At 69.2% G+C, this 20,348-nt stretch carries 25 protein-coding genes and 1 tRNA gene; 21 read left to right on the top strand and 5 right to left on the bottom strand.

Features of this window, described 5'->3' with window-relative positions; translation table 11 throughout:
• On the top strand, positions 1–245 hold a 245-nt coding region (locus AB0M67_RS27215), incomplete at its 5' end, for a hypothetical protein (RefSeq protein WP_365749567.1).
• A 196-nt stretch (positions 246–441) separates the two neighbouring features.
• Here AB0M67_RS27215 and AB0M67_RS27210 read toward each other — a convergent pair.
• The gene (locus AB0M67_RS27210) at positions 442–1,071 is read right to left on the bottom strand and encodes a TetR/AcrR family transcriptional regulator (protein ID WP_365749565.1); all 630 of its coding nucleotides are present in this window, start codon (positions 1,069–1,071) and stop codon (positions 442–444) included.
• A 119-nt stretch (positions 1,072–1,190) separates the two neighbouring features.
• Here AB0M67_RS27210 and AB0M67_RS27205 point away from each other — a divergent pair, with 119 nt between their 5' ends.
• The 16 genes from AB0M67_RS27205 to AB0M67_RS27130 all read left to right on the top strand — a co-directional run bounded on the left by AB0M67_RS27205 (position 1,191) and on the right by AB0M67_RS27130 (position 12,700).
• Positions 1,191–1,937, top strand: a complete 747-nt coding sequence (locus tag AB0M67_RS27205) for an SDR family oxidoreductase (protein ID WP_365749563.1) — start codon at positions 1,191–1,193, stop codon at positions 1,935–1,937.
• 1,381 nt (positions 1,938–3,318) lie between these two features.
• The gene (locus AB0M67_RS27200; RefSeq protein WP_365749561.1) at positions 3,319–4,161 is read left to right on the top strand and encodes a nuclease-related domain-containing protein; all 843 of its coding nucleotides are present in this window, start codon (positions 3,319–3,321) and stop codon (positions 4,159–4,161) included.
• A gap of 54 nt (positions 4,162–4,215) precedes the next feature.
• Positions 4,216–4,635 carry a TIGR03668 family PPOX class F420-dependent oxidoreductase gene (locus AB0M67_RS27195; protein ID WP_365749559.1) on the top strand — a complete coding sequence of 140 codons (420 nt, stop codon included), beginning with the start codon at positions 4,216–4,218 and terminating at the stop codon, positions 4,633–4,635.
• Positions 4,636–4,691: 56 nt separating this feature from the next.
• On the top strand, positions 4,692–5,462 hold the full coding sequence (locus tag AB0M67_RS27190; RefSeq protein ID WP_365749557.1) for a GntR family transcriptional regulator: 771 nt from the start codon (positions 4,692–4,694) through the stop codon (positions 5,460–5,462).
• A gap of 166 nt (positions 5,463–5,628) precedes the next feature.
• Positions 5,629–5,958 carry a hypothetical protein gene (locus AB0M67_RS27185; protein ID WP_365749555.1) on the top strand — a complete coding sequence of 110 codons (330 nt, stop codon included), beginning with the start codon at positions 5,629–5,631 and terminating at the stop codon, positions 5,956–5,958.
• A 4-nt stretch (positions 5,959–5,962) separates the two neighbouring features.
• The gene (locus tag AB0M67_RS27180; protein ID WP_365749553.1) at positions 5,963–7,318 is read left to right on the top strand and encodes an FtsK/SpoIIIE domain-containing protein; all 1,356 of its coding nucleotides are present in this window, start codon (positions 5,963–5,965) and stop codon (positions 7,316–7,318) included.
• Between the two features lie 196 nt (positions 7,319–7,514).
• Positions 7,515–7,706: a hypothetical protein gene (locus AB0M67_RS27175; RefSeq protein ID WP_365749551.1), complete on the top strand. Its 192-nt coding sequence runs from the start codon at positions 7,515–7,517 to the stop codon at positions 7,704–7,706.
• An 80-nt stretch (positions 7,707–7,786) separates the two neighbouring features.
• Positions 7,787–8,488: a DUF2637 domain-containing protein gene (locus AB0M67_RS27170; protein WP_365749549.1), complete on the top strand. Its 702-nt coding sequence runs from the start codon at positions 7,787–7,789 to the stop codon at positions 8,486–8,488.
• Between the two features lie 22 nt (positions 8,489–8,510).
• On the top strand, positions 8,511–8,705 hold the full coding sequence (locus AB0M67_RS27165; protein ID WP_365749547.1) for a mobile element transfer protein: 195 nt from the start codon (positions 8,511–8,513) through the stop codon (positions 8,703–8,705).
• 6 nt (positions 8,706–8,711) lie between these two features.
• Positions 8,712–8,996 carry a hypothetical protein gene (locus AB0M67_RS27160; RefSeq protein WP_365749545.1) on the top strand — a complete coding sequence of 95 codons (285 nt, stop codon included), beginning with the start codon at positions 8,712–8,714 and terminating at the stop codon, positions 8,994–8,996.
• Between the two features lie 41 nt (positions 8,997–9,037).
• Positions 9,038–9,280: a hypothetical protein gene (locus AB0M67_RS27155; RefSeq protein WP_365749543.1), complete on the top strand. Its 243-nt coding sequence runs from the start codon at positions 9,038–9,040 to the stop codon at positions 9,278–9,280.
• Between the two features lie 94 nt (positions 9,281–9,374).
• Positions 9,375–9,557 carry a hypothetical protein gene (locus AB0M67_RS27150; RefSeq protein ID WP_365749541.1) on the top strand — a complete coding sequence of 61 codons (183 nt, stop codon included), beginning with the start codon at positions 9,375–9,377 and terminating at the stop codon, positions 9,555–9,557.
• Positions 9,554–9,733 carry a hypothetical protein gene (locus AB0M67_RS27145; RefSeq protein ID WP_365749584.1) on the top strand — a complete coding sequence of 60 codons (180 nt, stop codon included), beginning with the start codon at positions 9,554–9,556 and terminating at the stop codon, positions 9,731–9,733. Before AB0M67_RS27150 ends, AB0M67_RS27145 begins: the two co-directional genes overlap by 4 nt.
• The gene (gene repSA, locus AB0M67_RS27140) at positions 9,730–11,148 is read left to right on the top strand and encodes a replication initiator protein RepSA (protein ID WP_365749539.1); all 1,419 of its coding nucleotides are present in this window, start codon (positions 9,730–9,732) and stop codon (positions 11,146–11,148) included. Before AB0M67_RS27145 ends, repSA begins: the two co-directional genes overlap by 4 nt.
• A complete protein-coding gene (locus AB0M67_RS27135) occupies positions 11,148–11,318 on the top strand; it encodes a helix-turn-helix domain-containing protein (protein ID WP_365749582.1) in 171 nt (56 codons plus the stop codon). Before repSA ends, AB0M67_RS27135 begins: the two co-directional genes overlap by 1 nt.
• Positions 11,315–12,700 carry a tyrosine-type recombinase/integrase gene (locus AB0M67_RS27130; RefSeq protein WP_365749537.1) on the top strand — a complete coding sequence of 462 codons (1,386 nt, stop codon included), beginning with the start codon at positions 11,315–11,317 and terminating at the stop codon, positions 12,698–12,700. Before AB0M67_RS27135 ends, AB0M67_RS27130 begins: the two co-directional genes overlap by 4 nt.
• A 210-nt stretch (positions 12,701–12,910) precedes the next feature.
• On the opposite strand, the gene AB0M67_RS27125 is transcribed toward AB0M67_RS27130, so the two are convergent.
• The 3 genes from AB0M67_RS27125 to AB0M67_RS27115 form a co-directional block, all read right to left on the bottom strand.
• Positions 12,911–12,982, bottom strand: a tRNA-Arg gene (locus AB0M67_RS27125).
• Positions 12,983–13,083: 101 nt separating this feature from the next.
• Positions 13,084–13,716, bottom strand: coding sequence for a response regulator transcription factor (locus AB0M67_RS27120; protein ID WP_365749580.1), 633 nt, complete (start codon positions 13,714–13,716; stop codon positions 13,084–13,086).
• A gap of 67 nt (positions 13,717–13,783) precedes the next feature.
• Positions 13,784–14,827, bottom strand: a complete 1,044-nt coding sequence (locus tag AB0M67_RS27115) for a Ku protein (RefSeq protein WP_365749535.1) — start codon at positions 14,825–14,827, stop codon at positions 13,784–13,786.
• A 50-nt stretch (positions 14,828–14,877) separates the two neighbouring features.
• Between AB0M67_RS27115 and ligD the strand changes: the two genes are divergently transcribed.
• Entirely contained in the window at positions 14,878–15,762 is an 885-nt protein-coding gene (gene ligD / locus AB0M67_RS27110; RefSeq protein ID WP_365749533.1) for a non-homologous end-joining DNA ligase, read from the top strand.
• A gap of 94 nt (positions 15,763–15,856) precedes the next feature.
• Here the strand turns inward: ligD and AB0M67_RS27105 are convergent, their stop codons facing one another.
• On the bottom strand, positions 15,857–16,756 hold the full coding sequence (locus AB0M67_RS27105) for a nuclease-related domain-containing protein (protein WP_365749531.1): 900 nt from the start codon (positions 16,754–16,756) through the stop codon (positions 15,857–15,859).
• A gap of 174 nt (positions 16,757–16,930) precedes the next feature.
• On the opposite strand from AB0M67_RS27105, the gene AB0M67_RS27100 reads away from it, so the two are divergent.
• The 3 genes from AB0M67_RS27100 to AB0M67_RS27090 all read left to right on the top strand — a co-directional run bounded on the left by AB0M67_RS27100 (position 16,931) and on the right by AB0M67_RS27090 (position 20,331).
• The gene (locus tag AB0M67_RS27100; protein ID WP_365749530.1) at positions 16,931–17,290 is read left to right on the top strand and encodes a zinc-ribbon domain-containing protein; all 360 of its coding nucleotides are present in this window, start codon (positions 16,931–16,933) and stop codon (positions 17,288–17,290) included.
• Between the two features lie 125 nt (positions 17,291–17,415).
• Positions 17,416–18,813, top strand: coding sequence for an FtsW/RodA/SpoVE family cell cycle protein (locus AB0M67_RS27095; RefSeq protein WP_365749528.1), 1,398 nt, complete (start codon positions 17,416–17,418; stop codon positions 18,811–18,813).
• A gap of 60 nt (positions 18,814–18,873) precedes the next feature.
• Complete coding sequence (locus AB0M67_RS27090; protein WP_365749526.1) at positions 18,874–20,331, top strand: penicillin-binding transpeptidase domain-containing protein; 1,458 nt, start codon at positions 18,874–18,876, stop codon at positions 20,329–20,331.
• The last annotated feature ends 17 nt before the right edge of the window (positions 20,332–20,348 follow it).

Here is a 20,348-nt window from a genome sequence, read left to right as displayed (position 1 = left end):
TCAAGGCGATGGCCTGGGACCTGCGCAGCAATATGCAGGACGAGATCGACCGCTCGCTGCTGACGAGCCGGCTGAGCGACCAGCAGATCGATGACTTCATGCTGGACGGTGGCGGTGGCAATGGAGTGGCACTCCCGTGGCAGATCAGTGCCACTCCCCTGACCCGCAAAAACGCCCGCCGCCCGCGACCCGGTGTCAGGCGGGTACGGGCAGGCGGGGCTTCGGGGCTACTCCTACTTGTCTAGTTGCCGAGGAGGTCGCCGATGACGTCGCCCAATCCTCCGTCAGCATGGCCCAGCCGATTCCGCGTCGAGCGGTCCGCCGCTCGAACAGCTCGGACAGCTACCGCCGAAACGTTCTCCCCTCACCCGGAAGGCGGCCCCGGCGGTGTGCCCGGAGGAACGCCGGAATTCATGCCCTCGCGGGAGTCTCCGGGAGTCTTCAGCGGGCGGGCGCGTCCGAGCGCCGCGGCGCGGTGACGGCCTCCCACGCCCACATCGCGCGCTCCGCGAGCATCTCCAGGTCCTCGCGCGAGGCGCCGTCGCGGGCCTGGACGGACATGCCCTGGAGTACGGCGGTATAGAAGGAGGCGACGGCGTAGGTGTCGGTGCCCGGGGCCAGCTCCCCGTCGCGCACGCCCTGTTCCAGCCGTTCGGCCAGGTTGTCGATGCCGGCCTTCCGCAACCGGGCGAGATGGTCACGGACGGGTGCGTTGGACTCGGAGCAGTTCGTTGCGGCCAGCACGATCATGCAGCCGCCGGGCGTATCCGCCCCGGTGTACGCGTAAGCGTTCGCACGGAGCACGGCGTTGACGGCGGCGCGTGCCGTGGGCTCCTCGGTGAGCGCACGTGCCACGGCCTGGCCCGCGGTGGCTCCGTACAGCGCCACCGCCTCGCGGAACAGCTCCTCCTTCGAGCCGAACGCCGCGTACAGGCTGGGCGAGGCGATCCCCATGGCCGAGGTGAGGTCGGCCATGGACGTCGCCTCGTAACCAGTGGCCCAGAACACCTTCATCGCCCGTTCCAGAGCCGTGTCCCGGTCGAACCCTCTGGGGCGTCCGCGCGTGGTCACCTTCCCCACCTCTCCTCTCCCCGGCCTTTCTGTGTCATTCGTTCAATATATGCCTTGACCCGCCGGGCGCCTCCTTGAGATCCTTTCTGTGCCGATCGACACAGAAATCAGGGGATGGCATGAGCGAGTTGACGGGGAAGGCTGCGCTGATCACGGGCGGCAGCAGGGGCATCGGGGCGGCAATCGCCCGACGACTGGCCCGTGAGGGCGCGGATGTGGCGTTCACATACGTCAGCACCGCCGGAGAGGCGAAGGCCGCCGATGTGGTGGCCGACATCAAGGAGATCGGCCGGCGCGCGCTGGCGATACGGGCCGACGCGGCGGACGACGACGCCGCCGCGGACGCGGTGCGGCGGACGGCCGCCGAGTTCGGCCGGCTGGACATCCTCGTCAACAACGCGGGGATATTCACCAACGGGCCGATCGAGGACGTCACTCCGGAGGAGCTCGACAGCACCCTGGCCATCCATGTCCGCTCGGTGTTCCTCGCCTCGCAGGCCGCCGTTGAGTTCCTGCCGCGGGGCGGACGCATCATCAGCATCGGCAGCAACCTCGCCGACCACGCGCCCTTTCCCGGCATCGCGCTGTACGCCATGAGCAAGGCGGCGCTGAGCGGCTTCACCAGAGGACTGGCACGCGAACTCGGCCCGCGCGGCATCACCGCCAACGTCGTGCACCCCGGTTCGACCGACACGGACATGAACCCCGCCGACGGCTCCGGCGCCACCGCCCAAAGGGAGCTGACCGCGCTGGGCCGCTTCCTCGACCCGGACGACATCGCGGCCACCGTCGCGTTCCTCGCCGGCCCCGGCGGCCACAACATCACGGGCGCGGCACTGACCGTGGACGCGGGCACCAACGCGTAACGACACCGCCCGTCTCGGCATCCTGGGGAGCGGGCGACGGTCAGTCGCCGTACGGCGGGCCGACGCGACGGGGTTCGGACCCGGAGCAGCACACAAGAAAGGCCCTGACCGGCATTTCTGCTGGCCAGAGCCTCTGTTCCGGAGTGCCCCCGGCAGGATTCGAACCTGCGCACACGGCTCCGGAGAGCGTTCGCCGTTGGCGCAGCATCGCAGGTGGCAGCCTCAATCGGGCCCAAGCTCGTCTCTCCTGGCCGCGAATAGGCCGGGGCCTACTGCCTGTGCCTCCGCCAGGACCCATGCCTCTGCCGCTGCCATACCGTCCGCCACGATGGTGGGCCAGTGAGCGGAGCGCCCATGACGGGCTCGGCCACTTCGCGGCAGCAGCTAGCTCCCGATCGGCCACGACCTTCGAGTTCGGTCCGCTCACGCGGGAGCATCCGTGACGGCGGCGGTACGGCGGCCAACCTTCGACTGCGGTCATGCCCGGAGTGCTCGGCCACGCCTCCCCCACCCCTCCCGTAGCCAGCCCTTGAATGCGTCCGCAACGACTTATGCGGAGTTCGGCAGTGCGCCCGCCATGTAAACCGCCGGCCGATTCCGCCTGCCCGCTTCCCGCACTCGCCCTTCTCCACTTCCCCCCTTCGCCTCCCCTTCGCCTTGTGGGTTCTGGGGCTGGTCGTCGGTGGTGGGGCTGGGTGTCGTGGTGTGGGCGGTCTGCTGATGGTCCGTGGTCGGGGTGCCTGGTGGGCGGGTGTCCTGGCTGTGGTCCTGGTGTGGGCCGGTGGTCGTCCTCGGTCCGGCGAGTGGAGGGCGGGGCAAAGCGTGAAACGGATAACCCTGCGGCGACTACTGGTGGCGCGGGGCCGGGGGGCCGGGCGGAGCGGGCCGGAGGCAGGAGCGGCGCCCGAGTCCCCCGAGCCCGCGCCGGCCCGCGTGGCGGGCCGGTGGGGTGTGATCCGTAGCGGCGGCAGAATGCCGATTGCCCAACCGCGCCGGATGCCCGAAGGGCAAGAGACACCGAGCCCGCACCAGGGAAGGCCCCCGCCGAAGACACCCGCCCGGCCGGAGGCTTCCCCGCACACGCTGGGGCCCTCGTGCTCGCCGTCCCGACTCCTTCGTGGTCCTGGGCCTGCATCTCCCGAGAGGGACGCCACCATGCCCGACAGGTTCCGGAAGTAGCGGCCCCCTCACGCGGGAGCTCCCGAAGGCTTCCCCCTCCCCTCTCCCCGCCCGAAGGGTGGGGCTTGATGAGGTAGAGAAACCTGTAACAGCCCTGGCCTATCGACCCGTTCGTGGCTGTACGGAACCTGACGCCATCTTGTCGCTCGGCGCGGAAGCTGATCCCATCGCGAGGATACGACGTCGTCAATGGAGGTCAGGAATGGGCAACCTGGAGGTCCAGCCGTGGATGCGGTACGGGCATGATCGGCTCTACGTACGTGTCATTGGCGGTGACAACGTCGCCTGGTTCGACCGCAAGTCCGGGCACATCGAAATACTCGACGCAGCATACCGGGATCAGGTTCTGGATGCGCTGGCGCCTTATCTAGCCACTCCCGCATCTCTCACGCCCACTGAATTACGACCAACGGCGAATTCTCCCTTTCCGGCCCCAGATGACGACCTCGCGCTGAACAAACCGGGGGCACAGTTACTCCTGCGCCTGGAGGACTCTCCAACTTGGTTCACCCGACTGCTGATGCGCTTGCGGGGCCAGAAGGACGAGAGCACCTCGTGGCGAAAGGGACTCAGCGGGGAGGAGACCGTTGGCGCTGAGCTTAATCGACTCAAAGCCCGGGGTTGGATGGTCCTGCACTCCATCCCCCTGCCGAGTGGAGCGGACCTAGATCACTTACTGATTGGACCCGGTGGTGTCTTCTGCTTGAACACTAAGAACTTTTCCGATGCCCGGGTTTGGGTGGGGGACGACGTAGTGAAGGTCAATGGCGGTCCGGGTCGCCCCTACGTGCGGAAAAGTCGGCTTGAGGGCCATAAGGCATCGACGGCACTGACAAGGGCATGTGGGTTCCCTGTCTCAGTAACTCCCATACTGGTGTTCGTATCGCCAGCCAGGCTCGACATTGCCCCATCGCTGCATGATGTGCGTGCGATTAAGCATCGAGAACTCTCGTCCTTCCGGCAGCAAAGTGTTGTTCTTCACCCGGCGGGGATCGAATCCGTCTATGCCGTCGCGCGAAACCGCCGAACCTGGCTGAGCACGTGATCATCCCCACGAAGCTTCTGCGCTACTTGCTGCTCTTGTGGGTACGGTGATCCCATGAAGCTTGCTTCTGATGACAGTCGGGGGCGTTTTGCCTCGTCGCCGGTGGCACGGCTGGCGACTGCGGGCTCTGATGGCGCCCCTCATGCCGTCCCGATCACCTTCGCGATCAGTCACGACGTCCTGTTCTTCGCGATCGACCACAAGCCCAAGAGCACGTGGAACCTTCGCCGACTGCGGAACATCCGCGAGAACCCCCAAGTGTCCGTACTGGTCGACCACTACGCCGCTGACTGGTCAGAACTCTGGTGGGTTCGGGCCGATGGACGTGCGGAGATCTGGGAAGGCGGTCATGACCGGACCGAGGCGGTTGAGCTGTTGCGAGACAAGTACGAGCAGTACCGGGATCAGCCCCCCGCAGGGCCGATCGTCGCGATCCACGTTGACCAGTGGAGCGGGTGGGCCTTCACAGAGTGACGCTGTCGCTGGGGCCGCGTAAGCTGGCTTGCATAGCCAAGTCGAGGTGACCCGAGATGCCCGAAAGAGATCTTCCTACGTACAGGAGGATTGCCGACGACCTACGCACGTTGATCTTGTCAGGAGAGCTGGTTCCCGGCGAGAAGCTGCGGTCGGAGAATGAACTCAAAGATCAGTACGGCACGACGCGAGTGACTGTGCGAAAGGCACTGGCGCTACTCAAGGCGGACGGCCTCCTGATCAGCGAACAAGGTAGAGGCGTCTTCGTGCGCCCCCGCCCGAACGTCCAGATGCTCACCACGGGAGCGAACTTCCGGAAGCGCCGCGAGACCGGTGTCAGCAACTTCAACGCCGAAGCAGCGGCACAGGGCCTGCGTCCCGAACAGCGAATCCTGGGGGTCGAACGACTACCGGCCCCTGCGGAGGTCGCATCACTGCTCGGCGTTGACGACGGCACCACAGTCATCGTCCGCCGGCGCGCGTACTTCGTGAACGACGACCCTATGCAACTGGTTGACGGGTACTACCCGGCCGAACTGTTCGGCGGCACCGAGGTCGAAGAACCGCGCCGGATTCGCGGTGGCGTGAGTCGACTCATCGAAGACCCCGAAGGGCCCGTGGGGCAGCGGATCACCCAATTTGTTGAGGATCTTGAGATCCGCATGCCGAGTCCGGACGAGATCGAGGCGCTGAACATCCCGCCCGGCGTGCCCCTGGCCCGCGTCTTCCGCACTGCACACACCGCCGCAGGTCAGACGGTCGAAGTGCTCGATTCGCGCATCCCTTGCGACCGGCACGCGTTTCGGTACGTGATCGACGTGCCCTGACGTCTCGGCGCACGGAGCACACCAAGGAGGGCCTTCGGGTCCTCCTTTTTTCAACTGCCCACTTGCATATCCAAGTTGACGCCCCTACAGTGATGGCACAGCTTGGATATGCAAGCTGTTCGCGAGCGGAAAGGCTCAACTCTTCCGCTGGACAAGGGAGTTACCCATGCCGTCCTTCAAGATCGATGTTTCGACCGCTGTGGTGTTCGTGGCGACGGCGCCGACGCCGAAGCTGGTGAGCAAGCAGACCGGGGAGCGGGCTGTTGACCGGGAGACCGGCGCGGGGCTGTCCACGGTGGGCCTGCTGATCTCGGATGAGGGGGAGGGGAACCTCTACCAGGTGACCGTTCCGGAGACCGGTATCCCGGCGAATCTGTCCCCGGGTATGCCGGTGTCGGTGGTCGGCCTGCGGGCGCGGGACTGGGAGAACACGTTCAACGGGCAGACGCGGCACGGGATCAGCTTCCGTGCGGTCGCGATCACGGCGGGTGTCTGATCCCATGTCGGACCTGTCCACGCTGATAGAGGTGTCGGGGGCCGTGGCGGCTGCTGGTGGTCTCGGCTACGCGAAGGTTCACGCTCCTCGCGTGTACTGGTCGCTGGTGGGTCTGCCGGTCGCCCGGGTCCGGTTCGCGTCCTCGTACCGCTCGACCATGGATGTGTGCGGGCTGACGGTTCAGCCGTCCCGTCTGCGGGCGTTCATGGTCCGCACGGTGGCCCGCCGCCCGGATGTTCAGCCGGTCCCGCCGAAGGTGCGCCGGGTGCGGGGCTCGCTGACGGGGATGCGGGTGACGCTGCGGCTTCCGGCCGGTCTGGAGCCCGCTGACGTGGCCGCCGCCTCCGAGCGTCTGCGGCACGCGTGGGGCGTCCACTCCGTGAACGTGGTGGAGACCAAGCCCGGGTTCGTGGAACTGCGGATGACGGGCTACGACGTGCTGCGGCGGGTGCGGATGCCTCGCCGGGTCCCGTCCGGCCCGATGGTGGTACCGGTCGCGGTGCGCGAGGACGGCTCGGTGTTCGTCCGTGACTACCGCAAGGTTCCCCATGCCCTGACGCTGGGCGCGAATCAGTCGGGGAAGTCGATGTACCAGCGCAACTTGGTCAAGGGCCTTGCCCGGCTTCCGGTCGCGCTGGCGGGAATCGACTGCAAGCGGGGTGTTGAGCAGAACGGGTACGCGCCCCGGCTCTCCGCGCTGGCGACGACGCCGGACGACGCCGCCACGCTGGTTGACGTGCTGATCAGGGAGATGGAATCCCGCTTCGATCTGCTCAGCGAGCATGGCGTCTCGGACCTGTGGGGCCTGCCCGGCAAGGTGCGCCCGGTCCCGCTCGTGGTCCTGGTCGACGAGGTCTCGGAACTCTTCCTGATCGCATCGAAGAAGGATGAGGAGCGCCGCGAACGGCTCGTGACGGGCTTGATCCGTCTCGCGCAGATGTCCCGCGCGATCGGTATCTACCTGGAGGTCTGCGGGCAGCGCTTCGGCTCCGAATTGGGCAAGGGCGCCACGATGCTTCGTGCCCAGCTCACCGGGCGTGTGGTGCACCGGGTGAACGACAAGCAGACCGCCGAAATGGGCCTGGGGGACATCGCTCCGGATGCGGTGTCGGCGGTGACGCTGATCGCGCCGGACAGGCCCGGTGTGGCGGTGGCCGGTGACTCCTCGGGCGGCTGGTCCCGCATCCGCACCCCGGAAACCAGCCCGGAGGATGCCGTTGCCGTGTGTCGGCAGTACGCGCACCTGACCCCGGACATTCCGGCTCTGGCCCCGTTCCGCCCGGCCCTGCCCGACCCCGCACAGGCCCCGGCCTCGGCCGACGCATCCCCGCAGGTCAAACCGTTCCCGGTGACCGAGTAGCACCCCCGGCTCAACCCGGTCGGCGTGACCGCTTCACGCCAGGTCCCTACCCCGCCCATGCCTGAAACGGAAGGACACCAATGTTCTGCGAGCACTGCGGAGATCTCGACGGCCAAGAGACCGGCATCGATCACGACGAACGTGATTGCCCCTGGTACGGGCAGACGATCGAGCCGGATGAGGACGAGTGACCGCCATGGCTGCCAAGAGGACCACCATCCGCCGCACCACCAAGACCCCGGCCCCGGCGCCGGCCGACTGCGGGACATGCGGGGGCACCGGCACCGTCTCCTCGACGGTCCGCGTCGGCCGCAAGCGCCGCACCGTCGGCCACCAGGACGGCTTCTGCCTCGACTGCTTCGGCACCGGCACCGCCGCGTCCGCCTGACCACTGCCCCGGACGCCGGGCGGACCGCCGCTCTCCCCGCCCGGCCCCGGCTTCCCACACGACAAGAAAGGGATCTTCTGATGACGAAGCAGGAGGCCGAACGCACAGCGATTCTCACGGCCGGAGTCGTGATCCTCGCTCTGACCGCCGTGGCGTTCTGGCTGTCCTACGCACACCTGGCGGACGTGGCCAAGACCAACGGACTCGCCGCCTCTCCCGCCCGGACGTGGGCCTGGCCCGCGACCCTCGACCTGTTCATCGTGGCCGGTGAGGTACTGATGTTCCGCGCCGCGCTGCGGGGCGTGACCGACTGGTGGGCCATCGGCCTCACGGTCGCCGGATCCCTCGGCTCGATCGGCCTCAACGTCGCCGGAGTCGGCCCGGACGCGCCCATCCTGCACTACGTCGTGGCCGGTGTGCCTCCGTTCGCCGCGCTGCTGGCCTTCGGCGCGCTGATGCGACAAGTGCACCACCTGGTCACCCCTGCCGAGGACACGGCCCCCGCTCCGGCCATCGAACCGGAACCGGCGCCGGGGCCAGAGATCACCGTGGAACGTACCCCCGAGCCCGTTCCGGAGTTGCCACCCGCCCCGGTGCCGGAGCGCGCCCCGGTTCCGGCGGTCCCGGCGGTGACTGTGCCTCCGGCTCTGCTCGACCACGCGCGCAAGCTCGCCGACACCCACCACGCAGCGACCGGCGACCGGATCGACCCCGGCACCCTGCGCGTCCGGCTCGGTGTCCCGCCGCTGCTGGCCGACGCGATCGCCGCCCAACTCACCTGATCCGAAAGGAGGTTGACCTTCCATGCGTCCGAACCGCTTCCACGACGTGATCCGTATCGGTCCCGTCCAGGTCGGCACCCGCAACGACGGGCAGGGCCGCACGAAGCACACCGCCGCCTGCACGGCCCCCGGCTGCGGCTTCTCCGCCGACTACCGCGACCGGTCCGCCGCCGAACTCGCCGCCACCACCCACCGCTGCGCCCCCGGAACGAGGTGACCCGTCGTGCGCTACCCCGAAGACCAGCTCAACGCCGGACACATCCCCGCTGACCTCCTGGGACAGCTCCCGCCCGGCACCGACCCGGCCCGCATCGTTATCGTCCAGGCCGCGCCCCGCTCCTACACCGGGCCCATCTTGCTCACCCTCACGATCACGGGCGGTCTCGTCCTGGTCATCGTGATGATCGCCGTGACCCTCCACATCGCCGCCGCCGGGGCAGTCGCCGTTCTCTCGGCCACCGGGGGCGTGGGCCTCACGCTCAAGCGCTCCAAGCCCCGCAGCAAATGACGTCCGTCCCCGTCACGACCCCGCCGAAGGGAAATCCCGTCATGAACCTGTTCAGCCGCAAGCAGGAAGAGTCCACGCCCGCCGATCCGGCCATGGTCGAACTTGGCCGTGAGTACGCCATCGCCAAGCGCCACGGCGACCGCAAGACGGTTCGGGCCATCACACGCAAGCTCGGCACCGACGCTGTCTCGGACTCCGACCGCACCGCTTTTGACCAGGGCAAGGACGCGTACGACGCGATCCCGCCCGTGCCCACCTGGCGCCGCAACCGGCGCAGCAAGTAACCGGCCCCCGGGGCGGCCTCGGTCGCCAAACTTCCGCCGCCCCGGGCGCCATCACCCATCCGTGATCCGCAGACCCCGAAAGGGAGATCCCATCATGCCCCAGCACACCCCTGCCCGGACGCGTATCTGCCCGGACTGCGACGGTTTCCCGCTCGTCGCCATCACCACCGGCCAGCGCACCCCGGACGGTCGGCGCCAGACCCTGACCGCCACCTGCCACCCCTGCAACGGCAGCGGCCACATCCCCGCCGCCGCCCTCGTCCGCGTCGGCCGGTGACCGCCATGGCCTTCCTCGACTGGCGCTCCGCCGACCACTTCGACCACTCCGGCGACAAGCCGTGCGTGTGCTGCGGCACACCCACCCCGCTGCGTTCCGATCGGGGCAAGCCCGTCCACAAGGTCTGTGCCGAAGCGTGGATCGACGCGCACCCCGCCACGCAGGAGGGCGAGTGACTGACACCGCCCTCGCGGCGGGCCTGGACCCGACCACCCTCGGGGATCTCCTGAGGGTGGCCGGGTCGGACGGCTTCGACCGCTGGCAGGACCAGATCCGCCGAACCGGAGGATGCTCCGACCCGATCCACCTGACCGGCTCGACCAAGACCCTCGACCCCGCCACCGGCACGGTCTTCCACGCCTACACGACCGACGCTGAGCCCGGTGGACGACTGCGGGTCGCGTGCGGCAACCGGCGGGCCTCCCGCTGCCCTTCCTGCGCCTGGACCTACGCCGGAGACACCTACCACCTGATCCGCGCCGGACTGACCGGCGACCCGAACAAGGGCACCCCGCACACCGTGCGCGAACACCCCCGCGTCTTCGCCACCCTCACCGCCCCGTCCTTCGGCCCCGTCCACAACCGCCCCGGCACCCGCCCCTGCCGCTGCGGCACCGTCCACGCCGACGACGCGCCCGAACTCGGCACCGCCCTCGACCCGGCCACGTACGACTATGCGGGCTCGGTCCTGTGGAACAACCACGCCGGGAACCTGTGGCGCTACGTGACCATCTATCTCCCGCGTGAGCTGGCCGCCCGCGTCGGCATTACACAGCGTGAACTACGTGAGTGTCTGCGGGTTTCGTACGGCAAGGTTGCCGAGTACCAGAAGCGCGGGGCCATCCACTTCCATGCCGTGATCCGCTTCGACGGACCTGACGGGCCCGACTCCCCACCCCCGGCCTGGGCCACCAACGATCTGCTCACCGACGCACTGCGCGCCGCCGCCGCCCGTGCCGAAGTCGCCTTGCCCGCTTCCGGTGAGCATCCGGCCAGGGCTCTGCGCTGGGGCACGCAGCTCGACGTCCAGCCCATCGGCGCGTTCGGCAACGGCGAAGACCTCACCGAACAGGCCGTTGCGTCCTACGTCGCCAAGTACGCCACCAAGGCCGCTGAGACGACCGGGACCGTTGACCGGCGCATCGGGGAGATGGCCGAACTCGACAAGCTGCCCGATCTGCCCGACCACACCCGCCGCCTCATCCGGGCCTGCAAAGACCTGGACGACGCCTACCCGGACCGGCGGCTGTGGGCCTGGGCTCACATGCTCGGCTTCCGGGGCCACTTCTCCACCAAGTCCCGCCGCTACTCCACCACCCTGGGTGCGCTGCGACAGGTCCGTGCCGACTACCGCGCAGCACAGCAACGCGCCTCGCTCGGCCTGCCCGACCCCGACGACCACCCCGACTCCACCACGCTCACGGTCGCCCACTGGGCCTACGCCGGGCACGGCCACACCCCCGGCGAATCCTGGCTCGCCGCCAACATCCATCGCGACATCCAAGCCGGCCGTGAAACCGCCCGACAGGTCCGCGCTGAACTCCGCGAACAGGAGGGGGATGCCGCGTGGCTGCCGGAACTGACGAGCTGATGACGGTCCCGCAGGTGCTTGCGGAGCTGGGAGGGGTCTCCAGGCGCACGTTCTACCGGTGGCGCGAGATGGGTCAGGCTCCGGCCGCCTTCAAGCTGCCCAACGGGGAGCTGAGGATCTGGCGTAGTGACTTCCGGGCCTGGCTGATCACGTTGGAGCGTGCCGCGTGAAGTCCTTCGACGTGCGAATCTGGGAGATTCGCAAGCGCCCGACCAAGAAGACTTCGTATGAGGTGCGGTGGTTAGTCTCGGGCGAGCCCTTCTCGGAGACCTTCCGGACAAAGGGGCTTGCGGACGGCTGGCGGTCCAAGCTCGTTGCGGCGGCCAAGTCCGGTGAGCCCTTCGACACGGAAGCCGGGTTGCCGGACTCGCTTGTGGAGAAGGTGGAGGCACCGCCGCCCTTGTCCTGGTTCGCCTTCGCCTCGTCCTACCTCGCCATGAAGTGGCCGGACGCGGCGCCGAACAGTCGCGACAGCATCAACGAGACGCTGACGGAAGTGACCCTGGTTCTGTGCGACGACAGGCCGGATCGCCCGGAAGACAGGGCGCTGCGGGCTGCCCTGCGGAACTGGGCCTTTGTGGTCCGGGCAGATGATGAGCCGGAACCGCCGAAGGATGTCGCCAACGCTCTCCACTGGATCGGAAAGGCGTCGATGCCCTTGGCTGCCCTCAAGGACGCGACGACGGCCCGGCGAGTCCTCGACCGGCTCAAGCGGAAGCTCGACGGGACACCTGCCGGCGCCGAGACGACACGGCGAAAGAGGCGCGTTCTGACCAATGCTGTCAAGTACGCGATCGAGTTGGGGGAGTTCGCTGAGAACCCGTTGGCGGCCGTTCAGTGGACCCCGCCCAAGGTTGCCGAGACCGTAGACCCCGGAGTCGTCGTCAATCCCCGGCAGGCGCGGGAACTCCTGACAGTGATCTCCTACGTCGGCGGCTACAAACGGGCCCGTGGGCGGCGTCAGGTGGCCTTCTTTGCCACCATCTACTACGGCGGGCTGCGGCCGGCGGAAGCGGTCGGGCTCCGCCGTGCGGACTGCACGTTGCCGGATGAGGGCTGGGGGCTCCTGACCCTCCGCAAGACCCGGCCGGCCGCCGGAACACGGTGGACCGACACGCGTGAGGTGCACGACCATCGGGGCCTCAAGAATCGGGCTGTCGAAGAAACCCGACGCGTCCCGATCCCCCCGGGCCTGGTCGCCATCCTGCATGCGCACCTGGCCGAGTTCGGAACGGCGAAGGATGGACGGGTCTTCCGCAACGAGCGGGGCGGTGTACTCGGCTCAACGGCCTATTGGCGCGTCTGGGACGAAGCCCGGCGACTCGCGCTTACCCCGGAACAGGTTGAGTCGCCGCTAGCCAAACGCCCCTACGACCTGAGACACGCAGCCCTGTCCACCTGGCTCAACGCGGGCGTCGATCCCACAGAGGTAGCACAACGAGCGGGCAACAGTATCGAGGTGCTGCTGTCCCGGTACGCGAAGTGCCTCGACGGCCGCCAACACGTCGCCAACCGCCGGATCGAGAGTCTCCTTGACGGTGACGACGACTGACGACCTGCGCCATCATGAAGCCCCTGGATCTGTCCGGGGGCCTTCGTGTTTTCCGGCGCTGACCTGCGCGAATGACCCGCCCGGCCTGGCCGCGAATAGGCCGCGACCGGCGGCATGGCCTTGCTCACAGCGGCATACGGTTGCGCATGCAGAAGACCCCGCGTCCAGCGTTCAGGCTGGTCACGGGGTCTTTGGGCACCTCATGAAAGGTGCCCCCGGCAGGATTCGAACCTGCGCACACGGCTCCGGAGGCCGTTGCTCTATCCCCTGAGCTACGGGGGCGAGTCGCCGTGGTGCTTGGCGACGAAGGAAACCCTACCAGCTTCCGCGGGGTGGCCGTGAACAGGTATTTCCAGGTCGGGCGGGGCGGGTGGGAGCGGGGGTCAGGCTCGGAGGTAGGTGAGGACCGCCAGGACGCGGCGGTGGGTGTCGTCCGCCGGGGGGAGGTTCAGTTTGGCGAGGATGTTGCCGATGTGTTTGCCCACGGCGGCCTCGGAGACGACGAGTTGGCGGGCTATCGCCGCGTTGGACTTGCCCTCGGCCACCAGGGCCAGGACTTCGTGCTCGCGGGGGGTCAGGCGGTCCAGGGGGTCTCTGCGGCGGCGGAGCAGTTGGCGGACCACTTCCGGGTCGACGACCGTGCCGCCGGAGGCCACGGACTGGAGGGCGGCTTCGAAGTCCTCGACCTGGCCCACACGGTCCTTGAGGAGGTAGCCGACGCCGGAGCCGTCGCCGGAGTCGAGGAGTTCGGCGGCGTAGGCGCGCTGGACGTACTGGCTGAGGACGAGCACCGGGAGCGAGGGCTGCCGTTCGCGGAGGCGGACGGCCGCGTGGAGGCCCTCGTCCTGGAAGCCGGGGGGCATCCGTACGTCGGTGACCACGATGTCCGGGGTGTGCTCCGCCACCGCCGTCAGCAGGGCGGGCGCGTCGCCCACCGCCGCGGCGACCTTGTGGCCGAAGCGGTCCAGCAGGGCGATCAGGCCCTCTCGGAGCAGCACACTGTCCTCGGCCAGCACGATACGCAGCGTTCGGTCCACTCGCGCAGTGTGCCATCCGGGGCGAGGACGCCGCCGGGGAGACCGTTCAGGCCGAGGCGCGCTTCCGGCCGCCGGAGGCCGTCTTCGACGCCGTCGCGGCTGTCTTCGACGCCGACTTGGTCGCGGTCTTCCCGGCTGTCTTCGACGCCGATTTCGACGCGGTCTTCCTCGCCGTCGTCTTCTTCGCCGCCGCTTTCCTGGCCGCCGGCTTGGACTCGGTCTTCGCCGCCGCCGTGGTCTTCTTCGCCGCCGCACTCTTCGCCGTCTTCTTCGCCGGGAGCCGCGTCACCTCCGCGACCTCGTCGCCCTCCGCCCGGCCCTCCTTCGCCGCGCGCACGCTGTTCTCCAGCGCCGCCATCAGGTCGAGGACCTTCCCTCCCCCGCCCGCCGCCGGCTCCCGTTCCGGCGCCGGCGCGCCTTCCGCCTTCGCGGCGATCATTTCCTCGACCGCCTCCCGGTAGTCGTCGTGCAGCGAGTCGAGGTCGACCGAGCCGAGCGTGTCCATCAGGGCGTCGGCCAGGTCGAGTTCGGCTTCCCGTACGGTGACGTCGGTCTCCGGCGCGACGCCCTCCGGGACGCGGATCTCGTCCGGCCAGAGCAGGCCGTGCATCGCGATCACATCGCCGACCACCCGCAGCATCCCGAGCCGCTCCCGCCCCCGCAGGGCGAACTTGGCGACGGCCACCTTCTTGCTGCGCTTCAGCGCCTCTCGCAGCAGGGTGTACGGCTTGGCCGCGGGCACGCCGCCCGCGGAGAGGTAGTACGCCGTGTCCATCTGGAGCGGATCGATCGAGTCCGCCGGGACGAACGCGACGATCTCGATCGTCTTCGCCGTCGGCAGCGGCAGCGCGGCCAGATCGTCGTCGGTGATCTGGATCATGGATCCGTCCGCGTCCTCGTACGCCTTGCCGATCTCCGGCGTCGACACCTCCTCGCCGTCCAGCTCGCAGACCTTCCGGTAGCGGATACGGCCGCCGTCCGCCTTGTGGATCTGCCGGAAGGAGATCGAGTGGTTCTCGGTGGCGTTGACCAGTTTGATCGGGATGCTGACCAGCCCGAAGGAGATCGCGCCGTTCCATATGGATCGCACGTTCCATCCCTTTCATCCGAGATTCACGAAATATATGGGATTCTCATCGTATGACGCCGATCACAGAGGTGGCGGGGCGACGCCTGGCGCTCAGCAATCTGGACAAGGTCCTGTACACCGCCACCGGCACCACCAAAGGCGAGGTCCTGCACTACTACGCCCGTACGGCGGCCCCGCTGCTGGCTCATCTCGCCGACCGCCCCGTCTCCTTCCTCCGCTATCCGGACGGGCCCGACGGGCCGCTCTTCTTCACCAAGAACCCGCCGCCCGGTACGCCCGACTGGGTGCGGATCGCCGATGTGCCCAGAAGGACGGCCGACACCGGCAGACAGGTGGTGGTGGAGGATCTGCCGTCGCTGATGTGGGCGGCGAACCTGGTCGTCGAGTTCCACACGCATCAGTGGCGTGCCCTCGCGCCCGAGCACGCCGACAGGCTCGTGCTCGATCTGGACCCCGGGGCGCCCGCCACCGCCGTGGAGTGCTGCGCGGTGGCGCTCTGGCTGCGCGAGCGGCTGGGTACGGACGGGCTGGAGGCGTACGTGAAGACCTCGGGGTCGAAGGGCCTGCATGTCCTCGCCTCCCTGGAGCGCGCTCCGTCCGCCGATGTCTCGGCGTACGCGAAGGGTCTGGCCGTCGAGGCGGAGGCGGCGCTGCCGGAGCTGGTGGTCCATCGGATGCGGCGCTCGCTGCGGCCCGGGAAGGTCTTCGTCGACCACAGCCAGAACGCCGCCGCGAAGACCACCGCGGCGCCCTACACGCTGCGCGCCAAGGCGGAGCCCACCGTCTCCACGCCCGTGACCTGGGAGGAGGTCGCCGACTGTACGGACGCCGAGCAGCTGGTCTTCCGGCTGGGGGACATCGAGGGGCGGCTGGAGCGGTACGGAGACCTCCTCGGCCCGCTCACCGACCCCGCCCGCGCCGCCCCGCTGCCCTGAGCCGGGCCCCGCTCTCGCGGCCCGCTCAAGGTCGCCGCCCTCCGCCCTGAGCCCGGGGCCCCCTCTCGCGGCCGGCCCCCTTCCGCGACACCCCCTACACGCTCAGCCAGCTGTGGCGGTCGCGCGCCGTCGCGTACAGGGACTCGATGTCCGCCGGTTTCAGTACGCCCCCGAGCGACGCCAGCGCCGCGATCTCCGTGTCGCGCAGGATCCGTATGTCCCGCGGCGCCGGCAGGGCGTCCAGGCGTACGGGCTCGACCACGGCGAGTACGGGGCGCACTTCGGCCGCCAGGGCGCGCGAGGCGCGTTCCGCGGCGCGGCGCGCCCAGCGGAGATGGGGCGCGGGCGCGGCACGCCCCACGCGGACCAGCGGGTCGGTGACGGCGACCCGGCGCTTTCGGGCCGGAAGTGTCCGTACGGCCAGGACCCCGGCCGGGCCGATCGCCAGATGGTCGATATGGGCGGCGCCGGGAAGCGGTATCGAGTGCAGTACCCGCCAGCCCGCGTCTTCCAGTCGGTCGAGCCGGTCGCCGACGGTCTCCTGAGCGAGCAGTTCCGCCTGCCGGGGGTCCCGATGCTGCCATCGGCGTCGCAGGAGAGATGAGGAAGCCCCGGAGGATCGCCCGGACTCGGATAACCGGCCGGACCCGGATAACCGGCCGGACCCGGACGACCGGTCCGACCCCGCGTCCCCCAGCGCGTCCAGCTCCGCGTGCAACGCCTCGCCCGGTCGGTTCGGAGCCAGATCGTCATCGGGGTGGAGCGAGAGCCGGTCGAGATCGGCCTGGGTCGGCACCCTGGGCGGACCTACGGCCACCTCACCGGTGAGATACGGCGCCAGCGCGGACAGCACCTCCTCGCGCCCCGCGCCGGACAGCACACTCACCCGGCCGATGTCCTTGTCGTACCAGGCGACGGTCGTACCGTCCCGCAGAGTGACGTACAGCCGGTCGCGGCCCTGCCCGCGCGTCGGCGTGACGCGTAATCGGCTCATGCCCCACCACCCCCACGACCATGGGAACAGCACCCGGGCCACGGGGCAATAGCCCTCGGCCCCCGGCCCGGCATCCCCACCTGACCATTCCGGCCCCTTATCGCGGGCCAGTTGTCACTGTCGTGGGGCAGACTCTCCCTCAGCACGCGCCGGCCTCCCTAAGGAATCCCACTCATGATCATCTTCGGCACCAAGGGCTACCTCTACCAACTGGCGATACTGACGCTGGTCTGCGGCCAGTGCGGCAATCCCTCCGCGCACACGCTCCGCAAGCGTGTCAGCAAGTTCACGCTGTTCTTCGTGCCGCTGTTCCCGTTCTCCACCAAGTTCGCGACCCAGTGCACGTTCTGCGGCGCGGAGCGGCAGGTGACCAAGGAGCAGGCCGACCAGCTCATGGCCCAGGGCGCCGGGCAGCCGAGCGGACAGGGATACGGGCAGGGGCAGGGATACGGGAACGGGCAGGGGCAGGGGTACGGACAGGGCGGCGGTCAGCCGTACGGGCAGCCGCAGCAGCGGAACCCCTATCAGCAGTGAGCCCCCGCAGCTCGGCCCCGCGGGTCGGCCCGACAGATGAGTCCGGGTTCAGCGAGTAAGTCCGGCATGCCTCATGTCCCTACATAAACGGACATAACGCACTTCGCCTTGCTACGTTTCGACGCATGACCGCAACGACGGCGGACGCTCCCCTCCCCGGGCTTCGCCACCCCAAGCGCCGGGGTGTCGAATTCTCGCTCCTCGTCTGCGCCGTCCTCATCTCCGTCTTCGGCTACATCGGCGTCGGTCTCGGCAGAAACCACGTCGTACCCCCCGACGCCGGCGGATACGGCGCCGGTCTGGGCATGCTCGCCCTCCTCGCGCATATCGCCGTCCGGCTGCGCGCGCCGTACGCGGATCCCCTTCTGCTGCCCATCGCCGTACTGCTCAACGGCCTCGGTCTGGTGCTGATCTACCGTCTCGATCTGGATACTCCGGGCGACAAGGCCGCGCCCACCCAGCTGGTCTGGTCCACCTTCGGTGTCGCGCTGTTCATCGCCGTCGTCGTGTTCCTGCGCGACCACCGGCTGCTCCAGCGCTACGCCTATCTGTCGGTCGCCACCGCGCTGGTGCTGATGATCGTGCCGATCTTCTTCCCCGCCGTGAACGGGGCCAAGATCTGGATCCGGCTCGGCGGACTCTCCTTCCAGCCCGGCGAATTCGCCAAGATCCTGCTCGCGGTCTTCTTCGCCGCGTACCTCGCCGCCAACCGCAACGCCCTCGCCTACACCGGCCGCAAGGTCTGGCGGCTCCAACTGCCCACCGGCCGCGTGCTCGGGCCGATCGTGGCGATCTGGCTGCTCAGCGTCATCGTCCTCGTCATCGAACGCGATCTGGGCACCTCGCTGCTCTTCTTCGGGCTCTTCGTGATCCTGCTCTATGTCGCGACCGGACGTACCGGCTGGATCGCCGTCGGGCTGCTGCTCGCCGCGGTCGGCGCGTTCGCCGTCGGCTCGTTGGAGCCCCATGTCCACAGCCGCGTACAGGACTGGCTCGACCCCTTCGCCTCCATCGCCGCCGGCCGCGGGCCCGGCCAGCTCGCCCAGTCCCTCTTCGCGTTCGCCGCGGGCGGGATGCTCGGCACCGGGCTCGGGCTCGGCCGGTCCATCCTGATCGGGTTCGCCGCCAAGTCGGACTTCATCCTGGCCACGGCGGGCGAGGAACTGGGCCTGGTCGGCCTGACCGCCCTCTTCCTGCTGTACGCGCTGCTGGTCGCCCGCGGTTACCGCGCCGCCCTCGCCCTGCTCGACCCCTTCGGCCGACTGCTCGCCGTCGGGCTCTCCGCCATCCTCGCCCTCCAGGTCTTCGTCATCGCCGGCGGGGTGACGGGGCTGATCCCGCTGACCGGCATGGCGATGCCCTTCCTCGCCCAGGGCGGCTCGTCCGTCGTCACCAACTGGGTGATGGTCGCGCTGCTCATCCGGCTGAGCGACTCGGCCCGCAGCCCGCGCCCGGAGGCCGCGGAGCCGGGCGTCATCGCGCCGGCCGAGGAGAACGGGAACGCCTGGAGGGACCAGCGATGACCCGCCATGGCCGTTGGAGGGAGCTGCCATGACCCACCACAACCGGCGGAGGGACCAGCGATGACCCGCTACATCCGGCGGACCGCCGTCTTCAGTCTCCTCCTGCTGGTCGCCCTGCTGGTCAACGCGGCCAGGATCCAGGTCATCGAGGCGGACTCCCTCGATCACAACCCCGCCAACCGCCGTGACACCGTGGCCCGTTACTCCCAGCCACGCGGCGACATCCTCATCGACGGCAAGTCGGTCACCGGCTCAAGGGACAGCGGACAGCAACTGCGGTACGAGCGCACCTATACGCAGGGCCGGCTGTACGCGCCCGTCACCGGCTACGCCTCCCAGACCTACGGCACGACGCTGCTGGAGAACGCCGAGGACGACATCCTCTCCGGTACGGACCCGATGCTCGCCCCGTTCCCCTTCTGGAACGAGATCACCCGCGGCCGGCGCCCCGCCGGGCACGTCGCCACCACGATCAAGGCGTCCATGCAGCGGGCCGCGTACGAGGGACTGGCCGGCAGACGCGGCGCGGTGGCCGCCGTCGAGCCGTTCAGCGGCCGGATCCTGGCGCTGGTCAGCAGCCCTTCGTACGACCCCGGACAGCTGTCGGGCACCGGCGGCGCCGTCAATGACGCGTGGGCCCGGTTGACCGCCTCGGAGGCGCAGCCCCTGCTCAACCGCGCCATCCGGCAGACCTATCCGCCCGGTTCCGCCTTCAAGATCGTGACGGCGGCGGCAGCGCTGGACTCCGGAACGGTCACCGATGTCGACGCCCCGACCGGCATCCCCGACCCGTATCTCCTGCCGGGCACGCGGACCGCGCTGCCCAATGAGGCGGACGGATGTGACGAGGCGTCACTGGACTACGCGATCAGATGGTCCTGCAATACGGTGATGGCCGGGCTCGGCGTGAAGACCGGGCTGTCCGCGATGGTGGAGACGGCGCGGAAGTTCGGCTTCAACGACACCGGGATCACGATCCCGGCGGGGGTCGCCGCGTCCCACTTCGACACCCGCATGAGCGACGACCAGCTGGCGCTGTCCTCGATCGGGCAGTTCGACACGCGGGCCACCCCGCTCCAGATGGCGATGGTCGCGTCGGCGGTCGCGAACGGCGGGGAGCTCAAGTACCCCTTCCTGGTGGACCGGACCACGGACGCGAACGGCGACGTCGTCTCCCGTACCGGCGAACGCTCCTACCGGCGGGCGGTGAACCCGGCCACGGCCCAGCGGCTGCGCGAGCTGATGATCGGGGTCGTCGAGGACGGTACGGGATCGAACGCGGGGATCGACGGGGCGACGGTCGGCGGAAAGACGGGGACGGCGCAGCACGGGGTGGGCAACGCCGGTACGCCGTACGCCTGGTTCATCGCCTGGGCACAGGCGGGCAATTCGAGCCGCCCGGCGGTCGCGGTGGCGGTGGTCGTGGAGGCCGCGGAGGCGAACCGGTCGGACGTCAGCGGCGGCGGCGACGCGGCGCCGATCGCACGGGCGGTGATGCGCGCGGCGCTGCGAGACTAGGGCGTGTTGGTCCGAAG

Source organism: Streptomyces sp. NPDC051662 (assembly GCF_040681655.1).
Classification (GTDB): Bacteria; Actinomycetota; Actinomycetes; order Streptomycetales; family Streptomycetaceae; genus Streptomyces.
The sequence above is the reverse complement of the archived record's forward strand: the minus strand, read 5'-3'. Positions and strand labels throughout refer to the sequence as shown.

What these genes read in the sequence shown, in the direction of transcription:
- AB0M67_RS27205 (WP_365749563.1), top strand. Translation starts at nt 1,191, where the DNA reads ATGAGCGAGTTGACGGGGAAGGCTGCGCTGATCACGGGCGGCAGCAGG.
- AB0M67_RS27180 (WP_365749553.1), top strand. Translation starts at nt 5,963, where the DNA reads ATGTCGGACCTGTCCACGCTGATAGAGGTGTCGGGGGCCGTGGCGGCT.
- AB0M67_RS27090 (WP_365749526.1), top strand. Translation starts at nt 18,874, where the DNA reads ATGACCCGCTACATCCGGCGGACCGCCGTCTTCAGTCTCCTCCTGCTG.
- ligD (WP_365749533.1), top strand. Translation starts at nt 14,878, where the DNA reads ATGACGCCGATCACAGAGGTGGCGGGGCGACGCCTGGCGCTCAGCAAT.
- AB0M67_RS27190 (WP_365749557.1), top strand. Translation starts at nt 4,692, where the DNA reads ATGCCCGAAAGAGATCTTCCTACGTACAGGAGGATTGCCGACGACCTA.
- AB0M67_RS27150 (WP_365749541.1), top strand. Translation starts at nt 9,375, where the DNA reads ATGCCCCAGCACACCCCTGCCCGGACGCGTATCTGCCCGGACTGCGAC.
- AB0M67_RS27105 (WP_365749531.1), bottom strand. Translation starts at nt 16,756, where the DNA reads ATGAGCCGATTACGCGTCACGCCGACGCGCGGGCAGGGCCGCGACCGG.
- AB0M67_RS27200 (WP_365749561.1), top strand. Translation starts at nt 3,319, where the DNA reads ATGGGCAACCTGGAGGTCCAGCCGTGGATGCGGTACGGGCATGATCGG.
- AB0M67_RS27100 (WP_365749530.1), top strand. Translation starts at nt 16,931, where the DNA reads ATGATCATCTTCGGCACCAAGGGCTACCTCTACCAACTGGCGATACTG.
- AB0M67_RS27170 (WP_365749549.1), top strand. Translation starts at nt 7,787, where the DNA reads ATGACGAAGCAGGAGGCCGAACGCACAGCGATTCTCACGGCCGGAGTC.
- AB0M67_RS27135 (WP_365749582.1), top strand. Translation starts at nt 11,148, where the DNA reads ATGACGGTCCCGCAGGTGCTTGCGGAGCTGGGAGGGGTCTCCAGGCGC.
- AB0M67_RS27095 (WP_365749528.1), top strand. Translation starts at nt 17,416, where the DNA reads ATGACCGCAACGACGGCGGACGCTCCCCTCCCCGGGCTTCGCCACCCC.
- AB0M67_RS27165 (WP_365749547.1), top strand. Translation starts at nt 8,511, where the DNA reads ATGCGTCCGAACCGCTTCCACGACGTGATCCGTATCGGTCCCGTCCAG.
- AB0M67_RS27185 (WP_365749555.1), top strand. Translation starts at nt 5,629, where the DNA reads ATGCCGTCCTTCAAGATCGATGTTTCGACCGCTGTGGTGTTCGTGGCG.
- AB0M67_RS27195 (WP_365749559.1), top strand. Translation starts at nt 4,216, where the DNA reads ATGAAGCTTGCTTCTGATGACAGTCGGGGGCGTTTTGCCTCGTCGCCG.
- AB0M67_RS27175 (WP_365749551.1), top strand. Translation starts at nt 7,515, where the DNA reads ATGGCTGCCAAGAGGACCACCATCCGCCGCACCACCAAGACCCCGGCC.
- AB0M67_RS27155 (WP_365749543.1), top strand. Translation starts at nt 9,038, where the DNA reads ATGAACCTGTTCAGCCGCAAGCAGGAAGAGTCCACGCCCGCCGATCCG.